Source organism: Rhodococcus sp. BS-15 (assembly GCF_000813105.1).
Lineage (GTDB): Bacteria > Actinomycetota > Actinomycetes > Mycobacteriales > Mycobacteriaceae > Rhodococcoides.
Genome location: NZ_BAOX01000092.1, coordinates 1 through 15,772 on the forward strand (window position 1 = coordinate 1; position 15,772 = coordinate 15,772).

The 15,772-nt window shown below is 65.0% G+C and carries 9 protein-coding genes and 4 pseudogenes; 7 read left to right on the plus strand and 6 right to left on the minus strand.

What is annotated here, in order from left to right:
* Window positions 1-367: pseudogene (locus RHBS_RS12820) on the plus strand (helicase C-terminal domain-containing protein); the annotation flags it as partial.
* A gap of 7 nt (window positions 368-374) precedes the next feature.
* Here the strand turns inward: RHBS_RS12820 and glgP are convergent.
* Window positions 375-2,903 (minus strand): alpha-glucan family phosphorylase, encoded by a 2,529-nt coding sequence (gene glgP, locus RHBS_RS12825; protein ID WP_128645727.1) that lies wholly within the window; start codon window positions 2,901-2,903, stop codon window positions 375-377.
* Between the two features lie 205 nt (window positions 2,904-3,108).
* Between glgP and RHBS_RS12830 the strand changes: the two genes are divergently transcribed.
* From RHBS_RS12830 to RHBS_RS12840, 3 genes and pseudogenes are all read left to right on the plus strand, one after another.
* Entirely contained in the window at window positions 3,109-5,115 is a 2,007-nt protein-coding gene (locus RHBS_RS12830) for an alpha-1,4-glucan--maltose-1-phosphate maltosyltransferase (RefSeq protein WP_128645728.1), read from the plus strand.
* An 11-nt stretch (window positions 5,116-5,126) separates the two neighbouring features.
* A complete protein-coding gene (gene glgB, locus RHBS_RS12835) occupies window positions 5,127-7,328 on the plus strand; it encodes a 1,4-alpha-glucan branching protein GlgB (RefSeq protein ID WP_128645729.1) in 2,202 nt (733 codons plus the stop codon).
* Window positions 7,329-8,776: pseudogene (locus RHBS_RS12840) on the plus strand (metallopeptidase).
* 9 nt (window positions 8,777-8,785) lie between these two features.
* Here RHBS_RS12840 and RHBS_RS12845 read toward each other — a convergent pair.
* The 3 genes and pseudogenes from RHBS_RS12845 to RHBS_RS12855 all read right to left on the minus strand — a co-directional run bounded on the left by RHBS_RS12845 (window position 8,786) and on the right by RHBS_RS12855 (window position 11,418).
* Window positions 8,786-9,672: pseudogene (locus tag RHBS_RS12845) on the minus strand (tetratricopeptide repeat protein).
* Between the two features lie 114 nt (window positions 9,673-9,786).
* On the minus strand, window positions 9,787-10,158 hold the full coding sequence (locus RHBS_RS12850) for a DUF3817 domain-containing protein (RefSeq protein ID WP_183130384.1): 372 nt from the start codon (window positions 10,156-10,158) through the stop codon (window positions 9,787-9,789).
* A gap of 69 nt (window positions 10,159-10,227) precedes the next feature.
* Window positions 10,228-11,418: an acetyl-CoA C-acetyltransferase gene (locus RHBS_RS12855; protein ID WP_128645730.1), complete on the minus strand. Its 1,191-nt coding sequence runs from the start codon at window positions 11,416-11,418 to the stop codon at window positions 10,228-10,230.
* Window positions 11,419-11,523: 105 nt separating this feature from the next.
* On the opposite strand from RHBS_RS12855, the gene mce reads away from it, so the two are divergent.
* Complete coding sequence (mce, locus tag RHBS_RS12860; protein ID WP_374700590.1) at window positions 11,524-12,006, plus strand: methylmalonyl-CoA epimerase; 483 nt, start codon at window positions 11,524-11,526, stop codon at window positions 12,004-12,006.
* Between the two features lie 59 nt (window positions 12,007-12,065).
* Complete coding sequence (locus tag RHBS_RS12865) at window positions 12,066-13,016, plus strand: hypothetical protein (RefSeq protein WP_128645732.1); 951 nt, start codon at window positions 12,066-12,068, stop codon at window positions 13,014-13,016.
* 30 nt (window positions 13,017-13,046) lie between these two features.
* Here RHBS_RS12865 and RHBS_RS30495 read toward each other — a convergent pair whose 3' ends face one another.
* Both RHBS_RS30495 and nucS read right to left on the minus strand, forming a co-directional pair.
* Window positions 13,047-13,364 carry a hypothetical protein gene (locus tag RHBS_RS30495; protein ID WP_037193364.1) on the minus strand — a complete coding sequence of 106 codons (318 nt, stop codon included), beginning with the start codon at window positions 13,362-13,364 and terminating at the stop codon, window positions 13,047-13,049.
* Between the two features lie 41 nt (window positions 13,365-13,405).
* Window positions 13,406-14,076 (minus strand): annotated as a pseudogene (nucS, locus tag RHBS_RS12875) (endonuclease NucS).
* Window positions 14,077-14,118: 42 nt separating this feature from the next.
* On the opposite strand from nucS, the gene RHBS_RS12880 reads away from it, so the two are divergent.
* Window positions 14,119-15,708, plus strand: a complete 1,590-nt coding sequence (locus RHBS_RS12880) for an adenylate/guanylate cyclase domain-containing protein (protein WP_128645733.1) — start codon at window positions 14,119-14,121, stop codon at window positions 15,706-15,708.
* Window positions 15,709-15,772: the final 64 nt, after the last annotated feature.

The window sequence follows — 15,772 nt, forward strand, 5'->3', positions numbered from 1 at the left end:
TCCCTGTTCGGGACGCGTCTCTGTGGCGGCGTCGACGTCCCCGGCCCGTCGCTGAGCCTGGTGATCCTGGACCGCATCCCGTTCCCGCGGCCCGACGACCCACTGCGGTGGCCCGGCAGCAGGCCGTCGAATCCCGGGGCGGCAACGGCTTTCTCGCGGTCGCCGCAAACCACGCGGCCCTGCTGCTGGCGCAGGCGTCGGCCGACTGCTCCGTAGCGTCGACGACAAAGGTGTTGTCGCCGTTCTCGATTCGCGGCTCGCCACTGCCCGGTACGGCGGCTACCTGCGGGCCTCGCTGCCGCCGTTCTGGGAGACCTCGGACCCGGAGGTGGTCCGCAAGGCCCTCACCCGTCTGGCCGGAAAGTAGCTGCCCCTCAGGCAGTCGCCACCAAACCGAGCTCGGCATCCGAGGCCAGACCGCGGTGATGAGGAAGCACCCGCACCGTGTATCCCACCGTGCCGCTGTGCGGTAGCCGCGTCTCGCCTGCGTACACGTGCTCGCCGCCGTCGGTTCCCACGTGTGTCATGGCCGTCGTGCGAATGTCGGTGAGGTTCTCCTCCGCGTCGACGCGTCCCACGACCGCCTGCACCACCACGTCCGACGCGTCCAGTCCACCGAGATCGACGTTGGCGCGCAGCGAGAGCTCGGCACCGATCACCGGGGTGTCCGGCAGACCGTCACTGTCGACGCGGGTGACTTTCACTGCGCCCCATGCCTGTTCGACGCGGCGGCGGTACGACGCGACGTCCGTGGCGCCGCGGTGATCATCGGCCGAGGCCGCGCGACCGGATTCTGCTGCGGGCGCGTAGTAGCCCAGTGTGTAGTCCTGAACCATTCTCGACGCCAGCACTTTCGGGCCCAAGTGCTCGATTGTGTGGCGCACCATTTCGATCCATCGGCTCGGCACACCGTCGTCCCCGCGGTCGTAGAACTTGGGTAGTACCGCCTGCTCGAGCAGTTCGTAGAGCGCAGCGGCTTCGAGATCGTCGCGGCGGTTGTCGTCGGTGACGCCGTCCGCGGTGGGGATGGCCCAGCCGTTCTCCCCGTCGTACATCTCGTCCCACCACCCGTCGCGGATCGACAGGTTCAGGCCGCCGTTGAGCGCCGACTTCATGCCCGAGGTGCCGCACGCTTCGAGCGGTCGCAGCGGATTGTTCAGCCACACATCGCATCCCCAGTACAGGAATCGCGCCATGGACATGTCGTAGTCGGGCAGGAACACGATGCGGTGCCGTACGTCGGCCTGATCGGCGAACCTGACGATCTGCTGAATGAGCGCCTTTCCGCCGTCGTCGGCGGGGTGCGACTTGCCCGCGACCACCAACTGGACCGGGCGAACCGGGTCGAGCAACATGGCGCGCAGTCGCTCGGGTTCGCGGAGCATCAGGGTCAGGCGCTTGTACGTCGGTACCCGTCGAGCAAATCCGACGGTCAGTACGTTGGGATCGAAAACGTTTGCTGTCCAACTGATCTCGGCCTCGGTCGAGCCGCGTTCGAGCGCAGAGCGTCGCACCCGACGCCGCACCTCGTCCACCAATTGCGCTCGCAGGGCGTTGCGCGTGGACCACACCTGGTCCGAGGACATCGGCCCCGACTCCCCCTCCGCCCATTCCCGGGCAGACCACGTCGGAGCGTGAACGCCGTTGGTGACCGATCCGATCGGCACCTCGGATGCATCGAAGCCCTGCCACAGGTCGTTGAACATCTCGCGGCTGACGATGCCGTGCAGCTTCGACACCCCGTTGGCGCGTTGCCCCAGGCGCAGGCCCATGTGCGCCATGTTGAACACCGAGGCGTCGCTCTCGCCGCCGAGGGCGAGGATTCGATCCATCGGCAACCCCGGCAGCAGTGCCGAGTCCGCGCCGCCGTCCGCACTCGCGAAGTAGTGCCGCACCAGATCGGCCGGAAACCGGTCGATTCCGGCTGGGACGGGGGTGTGGGTGGTGAAGACCGTGCCGGCTCGCACCGCCGCCAGCGCCGCGTCGAAGTCCAGGGTTCCCGAGGTGACGAGTTCGCGGATGCGTTCGACACCGAGGAAGCCTGCGTGGCCCTCGTTCATGTGGAACACCTCGGGATCGGGCAGCCCGTGTGCACGGGTGTAGGCCCGGATCGCTCGAACTCCACCGATACCGGCGAGTATCTCCTGCTTGATGCGGTGATCCTGGTCGCCGCCGTACAGCCGGTCGGTCACCCCACGCAGCTCCGGGTCGTTGTCGGCGATGTCGGAATCGAGCAGCAGCAGCGGGACGCGTCCCACCTGGGCGATCCACACCCGTGCCCGCAGAACCCGAGATCCGGGCATCGACACATGGATCAGCACCGGAGAGTCGCCGTCGTCGGTGAGCAACCGCAGCGGCAGACCGTGCGGGTCGAGGGACGGATAGCGTTCGGCCTGCCAGCCGTCGGCAGTCAGCGACTGGCGGAAGTAGCCCGAGCGGTAGAGCAATCCGACACCGATCAACGGCAGTCCCAGGTCGGAGGCAGCCTTGAGGTGGTCGCCGGCCAGGATTCCGAGCCCGCCGGAGTAGTTCGGCAGCACCTCGGTGACACCGAACTCCATCGAGAAATAACCGATGCCCGACGGCAGAGCACGTCCCTCGGCCAGCTCGTTCTGGTACCAGAGCGGGCGGGCGAGGTAGTCGTGCAGATCCGCCTCGGCGGCGTCCAGCTCGGCCAGGAAGCGCTCATCGGCCGCGAGTTCCTCGAGACGCGCAGATGCGACGGCTCCCAGTACGGCCACCGGGTCGCGCTCGAGTTCGGTCCACAACAGTGGATCGATGTGCTCGAACAGATCCTGCGTCGACGAGTGCCACGACCACCTGAGGTTTGTCGAGAGCTCGGCGAGGGCATTCAGGCGGACGGGAAGGTGGGCTCGGACGGTGAATCGGCGCAAAGCTTTCACAGGGTCGAACCCTACCCACGGACACCTGTGTCGAAGGGCTGCTTACACGAAATCCGAGCTGCGCAGCTCATCGCGAGCAGTATGCGTCGGCGCACGCGCCATCTGCATTGCTGCACTACGGTTGACAAGTAGAAGCACACCAATATCGGTTCGATCAGAGGTTGCGCCCGCGCAGCCATACCTCTAGCGAAGAATGGAGTGTGAAGTGACAGGTCGACTTGGTATCGACAATGTCCTTCCAGATACGACGACCGGGAAGTACCCCGCGAAAGCGGTGGTGGGCGAGACGTTTCCAGTCTCCGCCGACGTCTGGCGCGAGGGTCACGACGCGGTGGCCGCGACACTGTCGGTGCGCGGACCGGGAGGCAAACTCGAACGCATCCCGATGACACCGGGCCGCGAACCCGACACGTTCGACGCGGTGTTCGTCCCCTCTCGGTCGGGTTACTGGATCTGCCGCATCGAAGCGTGGAGCGATCCGATCAGCACCTGGCGTCACGCCGTCGAAGCCAAGCTCGGAGTGGGCCAGAGTGCTCACGAACTGGCGAACGATCTCGAGATCGGGGCGCGGTTGTTCCTGCGGGCTGCCACCGGCGTTCCTGCCGAGAGCAGGCAGATGCTGGCCGATGTCGCCGCCGCGCTGCGCGACACCGACCGCCCGCTGCCTGCCCGGGTCTCCTCGGCGTTCGCGTCGACGGTCGCAGACTTGCTGTTCGCTCATCCGCTGCGCGAACTGGTGACTCGATCTCGCGCCGTCAACATCTGGGTCGATCGCAACGTCGCACTCAACGGTGCCTGGTACGAGTTCTTCCCTCGGTCGACCGGTGGGTGGAACGAAGACGGTTCGCCGCGGCACGGCACGTTCGCAACGTCGATCGAGCAGTTGCCCCGCATCGAGCGGATGGGATTCGACATCGTCTATCTGCCGCCGATCCACCCCATCGGCACAATCAACCGCAAGGGCCCGAACAACACGTTGACCCCCGGTCCCGAGGACGTCGGATCGCCCTGGGCCATCGGCTCAGCGGACGGCGGGCACGATGCAATCCATCCCGAACTGGGCACCGAGGACGATTTTCGCGCGTTCGTCGCCGCTGCACAGGAACACAACCTGGAAGTGGCGCTCGATCTCGCTCTCCAGGCAGCTCCCGACCACCCTTGGGCTGCAACACATTCCGAGTGGTTCACCGTACTGCCGGACGGCACGATCGCCTACGCCGAGAACCCTCCGAAGAAGTACCAGGACATCTACCCGGTCAACTTCGACAACGACCGACGCGGCATCTACGAAGAGGTGCTCCGCGTGGTCCGGTACTGGATCTCGCTGGGCGTCAAGGTCTTTCGAGTCGACAATCCACACACCAAGCCGCCGGACTTCTGGGAATGGCTCATCGCCGAGGTCAAGAAGACCGACCCGGACGTGCTCTTCCTCGCGGAGGCATTCACCCGCCCGGTACGCATGTACGGGTTGGCGCAGCGCGGCTTCACGCAGTCGTACACCTACTTCACCTGGCGTACCGCGAAGTGGGAGCTGACCGAGTTCGCCGAGGAGCATGCTCGACGCGCCGACGACGCGCGTCCGAACCTGTTCGTCAACACCCCGGACATCCTGCACGAGAGCCTGCAACACGGCGGGCCCGGAATGTTCGCTCTCCGAGCAGCTCTCGCGGCGACGATGTCCCCCACCTGGGGCGTCTACTCCGGCTACGAGCTGTTCGAACACCAAGCCGTGCGAGAGGGCAGCGAGGAGTACCTGGACTCGGAGAAGTACCAGTTGCGTCCGCGCGACTTCGAGGGCGCGCTGGCCCGCGGCGAATCGCTCGAACCCTGGCTCACCACGCTGAACGCCATTCGACGTGCGCATCCGGCGCTGCAGCAGCTCCGCAACATCCACTTCCACACCATCGACAACGAGGCGCTGATCGGGTACTCCAAGTTCGACCCGCAGACCGGTGACTCGATCCTGGTGGTGATCAACCTCAATCCCTTCGGAGCCGAAGAAGGCACGATCCACCTGGACATGCCTGCCCTCGGCCACGACTGGCAGGACACCCTCACGATCAAGGACGAAGTGAGCGGCGTCCACTACGACTGGGGCCACACCAATTTCGTCCGGCTCGAGCCCTGGACGTCGGTGGCGCACATCTTCACGCTCCCCCACATCCCGTACCCGGCACGAATCGAACTGGCCTACCGCGGCAACCGAAAGTGAGTGGATTCAACGTGACCGAGAATCCGACGACGCCCGAAGACACCGTCGCAGCCCCGTCCGACAACGATCTCGAACTCATCGCTGCAGGGCGGCACTACAACCCGCATTCCGTCCTCGGTGCCCACCCGGTGCCGGGCGGTACGGCGATCCGCGCCCTCAAGCCCGACGCCGAGAAGGTCGTCGCCCGCGTCGGTGGCGTCGACCACGAGCTGACCCACGTCGCGCACGGAGCCTTCTCGGCTCTGCTCCCGTTCGAGGACCTGATCGACTACCGCCTCGTGGTGACGTGGCCCGGTGGACACGTCTCCGAATCTGCCGACGGATACCGTTTCCTGCCCACCCTCGGCGAACTCGATCTGCACCTTTTCGGCGAGGGCAGGCACGAACGTCTGTGGGACATTCTCGGCGCGCACCAACAGTCGTACGCAACACCGGACGGCCCCGTCACCGGCACCTCGTTCGCGGTCTGGGCCCCCGCGGCCCAGGGCGTCACGCTCGTCGGCGACTTCGACGGCTGGACCGGCCGCAGCTGGCCGATGCGCGTACTGGGCTCGACCGGCGTGTGGGAGATCTTCGCTCCCGACATCGCACCGGGCGCGCTGTACAAGTTCCGCGTCCACGGTGCCGACGGCTCGGTCAAGGACAAGGCCGACCCGATGGCCTTCGCCACCGAGATACCACCGTCGACGGCCTCGGTCGTCACCGAGTCCTCGTACACCTGGAACGACGAGTCCTGGCTCGACACCCGGGCCGGCATCGAGCCGACGCAGGCACCGATGAGCGTCTACGAGATCCACCTGGCGTCCTGGCGACCGGGCTTGGGGTACCGCGAGCTCGCCGAGCAGTTGGCCGAATACATCACCGAGACCGGCTTCACCCACGTGGAACTGCTCCCGGTCGCCGAGCATCCGTTCGGTGGGTCCTGGGGCTACCAGGTGACCTCCTACTACGCACCCACATCGCGCTTCGGCAGTCCCGACGATTTCCGCTACTTCGTCGACCATCTCCACAGCGCCGGAATCGGCGTCATCGTCGACTGGGTTCCTGCCCACTTCCCCAAGGACGAATGGGCCCTGGCTCAGTTCGACGGCGGCCCGCTATACGAGCACGGCGACCCGCAGCGCGGCGAGCAACTCGACTGGGGCACTTTGGTGTTCGACTTCGGTCGACGCGAGGTTCGCAACTTCCTGGTCGCGAACGCGCTGTACTGGATCGACGAGTTCCACATCGACGGACTGCGCGTCGACGCCGTGGCGTCGATGCTGTACCTGGACTACTCCCGCCCCGAGGGTGGCTGGTCGCCGAACATCTACGGTGGCCGCGAGAACCTCGAGGCCGTGACCTTCCTGCAGGAGATGAACGCGACGGTGCACAAGAAGCACCGTGGTGTCGTCACCGTGGCCGAGGAGTCGACGGCATGGCCCGGCGTCACCCGCCCGACGAACGTCGGCGGACTCGGGTTCAACATGAAGTGGAACATGGGTTGGATGCACGACACCCTGGGCTTCCTCGGGCGTGACCCCATCCATCGCAGTTACCACCACCACGAGATCACCTTCTCTCTGGTCTATGCGTGGAGTGAGAACTATCTGCTCCCCATCAGCCACGACGAGGTCGTACACGGCAAGGGCACGCTGTGGACTCGGATGCCCGGCGACGATTACGCCAAGGCGGCCGGCTTGCGCGGCATGCTCGCGTACATGTGGGCGCACCCCGGCAAGCAGCTGCTGTTCATGGGACAGGAGTTCGGACAGACCCGTGAGTGGTCCGAGGAACGCGGCCTCGACTGGTACCAGATCGATGAGGAACCTCTGCACAACGGCGTCAAAACCCTTGTGTCCGATCTGAACTCGACCTACAAGTCCCACCCGGCACTGTGGACACTCGACACATCGCCGAGTGGATACTCGTGGATCGACGCCAACGACACCGAGAACAACGTACTGAGCTTTCTGCGGTACGGATCCGACGGTTCGGTCATCGCGTGTATTTTCAACTTCTCCGGAAACGAGCACGGCAGCTATCGTGTGGGACTACCGGAACCCGGCCGCTGGATCGAGATCCTCAACACCGATGCAACGGAGTACGGCGGCTCCGGCGTGGGCAACCTGGGTGAAGTGACGGCAACATCGCACTCGTGGCACGGACGACCGGCGTCAGGCCAGGTCGCCCTACCCGCCAACGGGGCGATCTGGATAAAACTGGAGCGATAGATGAGTGGCGGCCGCACACCCCGACTACTGGCCGCGGCCGCCACTGCAGGGCTGCTCCTGCTGACCTCGTGCGCACAGACCGTCAGCGGAAACGCCGTATCGATCTACGAGAACCCGTTCACCGTCGCCGGGCTCCCGGTCACGAGCGGGCCCAGCGGACCCCGTCCCGATGTCCCCGATTCGACGATCACCGTGGAGAACGCCGAGGGCACCGACTCGGACATCCTCGCCACGAACGCGATCGACGACATCCAACAGTTCTGGGCCGAGCAGTACCCCAGCTTGTTCAAGGGCACGTTCACCCCGGTCTCGAAGGTCGTCTCGTGGGACGCGTCCGAGGACGAGGGATCGGGCATCAGATTCTGCGGAGACCGCACCGGCGGTATTCCCAACGCCGCCTACTGCACTCGCGACGACTCGATCGGGTGGGATCGAACCATCCTGCTCCCGGCTCTCGTCGACGCGTTCGGTCCGATGTCGGTGGTGATGGTGATCGCCCACGAATACGGTCACGCCATCCAGCATCAATCGGGTCTCGTCGGCGACGACACCCCGACCATCGTTGCCGAGCAACAGGCCGACTGCTTCGCCGGTGCGTTCATCCGCCACGTCGCCGAAGACGATGCGCCGCACTTCACCATCAACACCTCGGACGGTCTCAACGGCGTCCTCGCTGCGACTGTCGCCGTGCGCGACGTCGACCCCAACGATCCGGAATCGGTACACGGCTCTGCCTTCGAGCGCGTCACCGCGGTGCAGCTCGGCTTCACCGAGGGCGCAGCAGTCTGCACCGGTATCGACGAGGCCGAGATCGATTCGCGTCGAGCATCGTTGCCGCAGAAGTTCAGCGACCCCGACGACTCCGGTGAGCTACCTGTCACCGAGGACACCCTCGGGTTGTTCACTCAGTCCTTCGAAACGGTGCTGCCCGTCGCCGTTCCGCCGACAGTCGACTACTCCGGTTCGGACACCGGGTGCTCCGACGCCGAGGCGACCGCGCCGGTGTCGTACTGCCCGTCGAGCAACACCATCGGTGTCGACGTCGAGGACCTGGCCGAAGTTGGACAGCCCGAGACACCCCGACGCGGAGACATCCTGCCACTCAACGTTTCCGGCGACTACAGCGCTACGTGCTGTTCGCCTCGCGCTACACGCTCGCGGTGCAGAAGGAAGCAGGCCAGACGCTCGACGATCCGCAGGCCGCCCTGCGCTCGGCCTGCCTGTCAGGGGTCATCACGTCGGCGATGAGCGTCGAGAGCGGAACGACGGACCTCGAAGTCTGGCTATCCCCCGGCGATCTCGACGAAGCCGTCTCCGGACTGCTCAGCGACGGCCTGGCCGCCAGCGACGTGAACGGTACGACGCTGCCGTCGGGCTTCTCCCGAGTCGATGCGTTCCGTTCGGGAGTTCTCGGCGGCAAGGAACGGTGCGACGCGCGCTACAGCTGATCGTCGCTGTCAGTACAGGGCCGACGCGAGCTTGCGCCGCGCGGAGACCACCAGCGGATCGGCCGAGTCGAACAACTCGAACAACTCGAGAAGTCGAGTGCGCAACGCGGTCCGGTCGTCGCCTGCGCTGATCTTGATTCCGTCGATCAGACGAGCGAACGCCTGCTCCGGTTGCTGAGCCGCCATCTCGGCGTCCGCGGCCTCGATCCGTGCCTGCACGTTCGCGGGATCAGCGTTGGCGATCTCGATGGCGTCGGTGCAATGTTCTGCACCCGAGCCAGGAATTTGACCTGACGCAGCGCCGCGACGGCGTCGGTGTTCTTCGGTTCGGCGTCGATGATGGCCTGGTAGGCAGCTTCTGCCTTGTCGAAATCGCCCTCGTCGATGGCCTCTTCGGCGGCGACGATTCTGGGGTCCTCGATCTCGGGTTCCGGTTCTGCAGCGGCCGCCCCGGGAGGCCCGGTGAGCTTTCCCGCAGTCGCTTGCTCGACGGCCTGTAGCCACTGACGCAGCTGCTCGTCCGACTGCGTTCCCTCGAAGTCGGCCAGCGGCTGACCGGCTGCAACAGCAACCACCGTCGGAATGGCTTTCACACCGAACGCCTGCGCGATCTGCGGATTGGAGTCCACGTCGACTCGCGCGAGCACCCACGTACCCGCGGCTTCCACGGCCAGCTGTCCGAGCTGACGCGTCAACGCCTGGGACTGCGGCGAACGCGCCGAACCCAGGTCGACGATCACCGGTACCTGGGTGGACCGCTGCAGAACCTCGGCCTCGAACGTAGCCGCGGTCACGTCCACGATCGGTGCCAGTCCTCCCGCGTCACCCGCGGATTCGGCCGCGGGTGCAGGTGCCGGACGGTCCTTGAGAACGGACAGGTCGACGGCACCGGCAATGGATGCGGGAACGACGGCTGACGGGCGGGCGGGAGGACGGGAACCGGGTCGAGTCACGCCCTACAGTTTGTCACTAACACGATGCGTCATCCACTGGCGGGCGGTGCCGGTAGGTCAGGACAGAACCTTGGCATCGGCTGCGGGCCGGCCGGTGCTCAGCTCGGCGAGACGGCCGGTGCGCGCAGCCCAGATCTCGAAGATGACAGTGCCGAACGGGGGAAACGCCGCGACGAGAGCGAGCAAAGTCGCCTTGACGTCCCACTTGAGCTTCACTGCCGTCAACACGGCGACGGCCAGGTACACCACGAACACCCCACCGTGAATCGGTCCGAAGATCTTCACGCCGATTTCGTTGCCGTCGGCGGGGATGTATTTGAAGGCCATTCCGATCAGCAGTCCGAGCCAGGTGAACGCTTCGAGCACAGCGATGAAACGGAATCGTTTTGCGGTGCTGCTCAGGTCGAAGAAGTTGGTCATGCCCGCTATTGTGCCCGGTCTGCTACGACAGAACGTAGTGGCTCTGGTCTCAGTTCTTCTCCAGAGCCACTACGAGTCCTACTGCTTCGGCACTCGAACGATGAGGGCGTCGCCCTGTCCACCGCCGCCGCACAGGGCGGCCGCGCCGACTCCACCGCCGCGTCGCTGCAGCTCGAGAGCCAGATGCAAGGCAATGCGAGCTCCCGACATGCCGAGGGGATGCCCGATCGAGATCGCTCCGCCGTTGACGTTCACGATCTCGGGATCGATGCCCAGCTCACGCGTCGACGCGATTCCGACCGCTGCGAACGCCTCGTTGATCTCGACGACGTCGAGGTCCTTCGGATCGATGCCGTCCTTCTCGCATGCCTTGGCGATCGCGCGAGCAGGCTGCGACTGCAGGGTGGAGTCGGGACCGGCCACCACTCCGTGGGCTCCGATCTCGGCGAGCCAGGTCAGACCGAGCGACTCCGCCTTCTCCTTGCTCATCACCACGACGGCGGCGGCACCGTCGGAAATCTGCGACGCCGATCCGGCGGTGACGGTGCCTGCCTTGTCGAAGGCGGGGCGAAGCTTCCCGAGGGAGTCGACAGTGGTGTCGGCGCGAATGCCTTCGTCTGCGGTGAACTGGATCGGCTCGCCCTTGCGCTGCGGGATCGACACCGGGACCACTTCGTCGTCGAAGACGCCGTTCTTCCAGGCCGCAGCAGCTTTCTGATGCGACGCGGCGGCGAAGGTGTCCTGCTCCTCGCGAGTGATGACCTCGGTGCTCTGATTACGCTGCTCGGTCAGTGCACCCATGGCCTGATCGGTGAAGATGTCGTACAGGCCGTCGTACGCCAGGTGATCACGCATGGTGACATCGCCGTACTTGAATCCGGCACGCGACTTCTCGAGCATGTGCGGTGCCTGGGTCATCGACTCCTGGCCACCGGCGACGACGATCTCGAATTCACCGGCGCGGATCAGCTGGTCGGCCAGTGCGATGGCGTCGACTCCGGACAGGCACACCTTGTTGATCGTCAGGGCAGGCACGGTCATCGGAATGCCCGCGGCAACCGCAGCCTGACGGGCCGGAATCTGGCCGGCACCAGCGGTGAGAACCTGGCCCATGATGACGTAGTCGACCTGATCCGGCGCGACACCGGCCTTCTCGAGTGCACCCTTGATGGCGATCCCGCCGAGGTCCGATCCCGAGAAGTCCTTGAGTGCGCCCGAAAAACGTCCCACGGGCGTGCGAGCGCCGGCGACGATGACTGTTGTGGTCACGATTTCCTCCGAAAGTATGAAGACGGCCTTGTCGAGATCAACACTCCGACGCCCCCTACCGATACCGGCCGGGCGGAGCACCGAAACGCAGCTGGCGCTAACGTCATGGCCATGACCTCCAGCACGCAGTCTTACACGGGAGCTCCACTGCGCTCCGATCTGGTGACGGCTATCGACCACGTGGGTGTCGCGGTGCCCGATCTCTACGCTGCCATCACCTGGTACACCGACCACCTCGGCATGGTTGCAGTGCACGAGGAGATCAACGAGGAGCAGGGTGTTCGCGAGGCGATGCTCTCGTTCCCCGGCGCCACCGAGAAGTCCGCCGCACTGCAGTTGCTCGCGCCGATCGACGAGTCGTCCACCATCGCCAAGTTCATCGGACGCAACGGCCCTGGACTGCAGCAGTTGGCGTACCGCGTCACCGACATCGAAGAGATCTCGACCGAGCTGCGCGCTCGCGGCGTTCGGTTGCTCTACGACGCCCCGCGCCGCGGCACCGCCGATTCTCGGATCAACTTCGTCCATCCGAAGGACGCCGGTGGCGTGCTCATCGAACTGGTCGAACCGAACCCCGACGCGCACTGATCGAACTCTGTGAATGAGCCGTATGGCTCTCTACTTGACTCACCGGTAAATTGACGGCCATGGCCATCGATCATGAGCGCACTTCCACGGTGCAACTTCCCTTTTCCATCGTCCGGAAGGGGTTCGATCGCGACGAAGTCACCAATTACTTCGAGCGGTTCGACGCCGAGCTCCGGCTGACGACCGCAGATCGTGACGCTGCCGCAGCCCAGGCTCGTGATCTGGCCAAGCAACTCGACGACGCGCGTGACGAGATCGACGAACTGCGCAAGGACATCGATCGCCTGTCGGTTCCGCCCACCACAGCGGAGGGGATGAGCGATCGCATCTCGCGCATGCTGCGGCTGGCCTCGGACGAGGCATCCGAGGTACGGGCCAAGGCGCACTCGGAGTCCGAGGAAATGATTTCGGTTGCGCAGCAAGAAAGTGCCCGACTGCGCGGACGGCACGAGTCACTGGTGGCCGAACTCGAAGAGCGCCGAACGGCACTCGAAGCCGAACACCAGCAGACCATGGCTCAGGCGCGCACCGAAGCAGCTCGAGTGGTCGAGGCCGCGCAGGCCGAGCGCGACAAGTTGGCTGCCGAATCCGAGGCCAAGCGCGCCAAGGTTCAGGAAGACTTCGAGATCACGATGGCCGAGCGCCGCACCAAGGTGCTCACTGCCCTCGAGGAACTCGAAGCGTCCAGCAAGGCCGATGCTGCTCGCCGCATCGAGGAAGCCACGACCGAATCTGCTCGACGGCTTCAGTCCGCGAGTGAGCAGGCCGAGCGTCGCATCGCGCACTCCAAAGAACTGGCCGAGGAGCTGCGGGTGCTCCGCAGTCGCGTACTGGCACAGCTGCTCGGAATTCGGGGCCAGCTCGATTCGGTTCCGGCGATGCTCGCCTCGGTCAATCGCGAGAGCGAACTGCTCGACAATCCCGACCCGACGGCCATCCTGAAGAAGGAAGAAGAGAAGGCAGCCGCGAAGGCCGAGGACGAGAAGGACTCGGCCGACTCGGCGTCCTGATTCAGCAGGTCCCGCGCCTGGCCTCCCCCGCTACGACCATCTGCGGGTGAGGCCTCGCGTGTTTCGGCCGGACCAACATCCGGTGTGCCAATGTCTGCGATTGTCGGCACCACCGAAATCGTCCGACGGCCACGCGACGATATGTGCGACGCCCGGCCGCACCTCGTGATCACAGCCAGGGCATCGATAGGTCTTCACGGCCTTGGCACCCGGGACCATCCGCGTCGTATACGTGTCACCGTCCGGACCGACCTCGACGCGGTTGCCGCCCAGCACGGAATCGGTCGCCGGACCGAGATCACTCGGGCCGCTCCGATTCGGTCGGCGGGGTTGGTTACGACGAGGCACCCGTCCAGTGTAGAGAACGGGCCGATTCGTGCCGACCGTCGTCAGAAAAGACGGAACTCGGTACTGTCGGTTCCCCGTAGGACGTCGTAGTCGAGTGTGAGACAACGAATGCCACGGTCGGTGGCCAATGTCTTCGCTTGAGGCTTGATGACCTGTGCAGCGAAGACTCCGCTCACCGGGGCCAGCAGCGGGTCACGGTTGAGCAACTCGAGATACCGAGTCAGCTGTTCGACGCCGTCGATCTCACCGCGTCGCTTGATCTCGACGGCCACGGTTCCGCCATCGGCGTTGCGGCACAGTAGGTCCACCGGACCGATGGCCGTCATGTACTCGCGTCGTACGAGCGTGTATCCGTCGCCCAAGGTGCTGACGTGCTCGGCCAACAACTCCTGAAGATGTGCCTCCACACCGTCTTTCACCAGACCGGGTCGATACCCAACTCGTGACTCGAGTCGAGTTCGACATCGTCGATGGTGATGCGGAGTTCCTCGCCGGCCTTGTTGGTGACGATCCACTTGATCGTCTCGCCCTCGGTGGTCTCGACCGTCCAGCACGGCGGAGACATCCAGTTGAGCGGCTTGTAGGCCCTGTCGTCCGCGTGCACGCTGACCGATCCGTCGGACTTGACAAGGAGTAGACGCCGAGCCGACGGGAGGTGTGCGGTGAGGCGGCCGACGTAGTCGACTTGGCAACGAGCAATAACTAGACGCACTCGACCACCTTAAGGCAGGTGCCCCGTTAGTCTGTGACGACCATGCCGCAATTGAGACGATCTGCCGCTCCCCTGGGTTCCCGACTGCTCGGCGACACCTCCGAGTCGCCACGTCGACGACGGATCCGAATTCAGCTGCTGTTGACCGTCTTCCTGGTCCTGTCGAACCTGATCGGCGCAGTCATCGTGGGCGTTCTGATCAGCGTCGTCGTTCCGGGCCCGGACGTCCTGAAAATGGATCGCTATTGGTGGGTCAACTTCATCGTCGTGCCGGTGTACGTATTCCTCGCCTTCGTGGTCGGCGTCGTCTGGGGCACCACAAGCGCGCTGAGCAGTCTGCGATGGGGCATCGAGGATCGCCAGCCCACACGGTCCGAACAGGTCGCGACCCTCGCCATGCCGTGGCGACTGACACGTATGCAGGTCGCTCTGTGGACCGGTGCGTTGATCCTGCTGACCACGATCGACGGCATCATCGATCCTCAGGCGATCCCCAAGGTCGCGTTCACGATCGCTGCGGGCGGCACTGTCGTCTGTGCCTTCAGCTACCTGCTCAGTGAGTTCGCGCTCCGCCCCATTGCAGCTCGGGCACTCGAAGCAGGTGACCCACGACGGATTCGGATAGCAGGCGTCATGGGTCGCTCCATTCTGTCGTGGTTGTTGGGAACCGGCGTTCCGGTCTCCGGGCTCATGATGATCGCTGTTTTCCGCTTCCTCCGACCCGAGACGAGTGCCAACCAACTTGCCGTGTCCATCCTCGCGCTGGGCGGAATCACCATTGTCTTCGGTTTCGCTTTGACGGTCCTCGGCGGCTTCGCAACCACCGCGCCCATCAACAACGTGCGCGCGGGGATGGCAGAGGTGGAGAAGGGCAACATGGATGTCCGTCTCGCGGTGTACGACGGCACCGAGCTCGGCGAGCTGCAGAGTGGGTTCAACAGAATGGCCGACGGTGTGCGCGATCGGGAGAAAATTCGCGACCTGTTCGGCCGACACGTCGGACACGAAGTTGCAGAGAAGGCGTTGCAGTCCGACAGCGAACTCGGCGGGCACGAACGCGACATTGCGGTGTTCTTCATCGACCTCGTGGGTTCGACCGAGCTGGCAGCATCGCGGCCGCCCACCGAGGTCGTGCATCTGCTCAACCGGTTCTTCGCAGTAGTCGTCGACGAGGTCGACGAACACGGCGGTTTCATCAACAAATTCGAGGGCGACGCGGCGCTGGCAATCTTCGGGGCCCCCAACGAAATTACCGATCACTGCGGCTCCGCGTTGGCCGCAGCCCGAGCCATTGCCCGACGGCTGGTGGTCGAAGTCCCCGAATGCAGTGCCGCTGTGGGTGTCGCCGCGGGACGCGCAGTGGCCGGCAACGTCGGTGCGAAGTCCCGATTCGAGTACACCGTCATCGGAGACCCCGTGAACGAGGCCGCTCGCCTCTCCGAACTGGCGAAGAACGCTCCAGGAGCGATCCTGGCGTCCAAAACGGCAGTCGACGGTGCCGCAGACGACGAAGCCCATCGTTGGGAATTCGGTGATTCGGTAACCCTCCGTGGACGCTCCGCGCAAACAGTCCTCGCGAATCCGAAAGATGTGAAAGTCACCGCCGACAAGCCTGTTGCCGTGCACGCCTGACCCGTATTTCCGGTCACCTCCATTGGTGTCGCCTAGGCATCGACCGCGAATGCGCGCGCGTTCG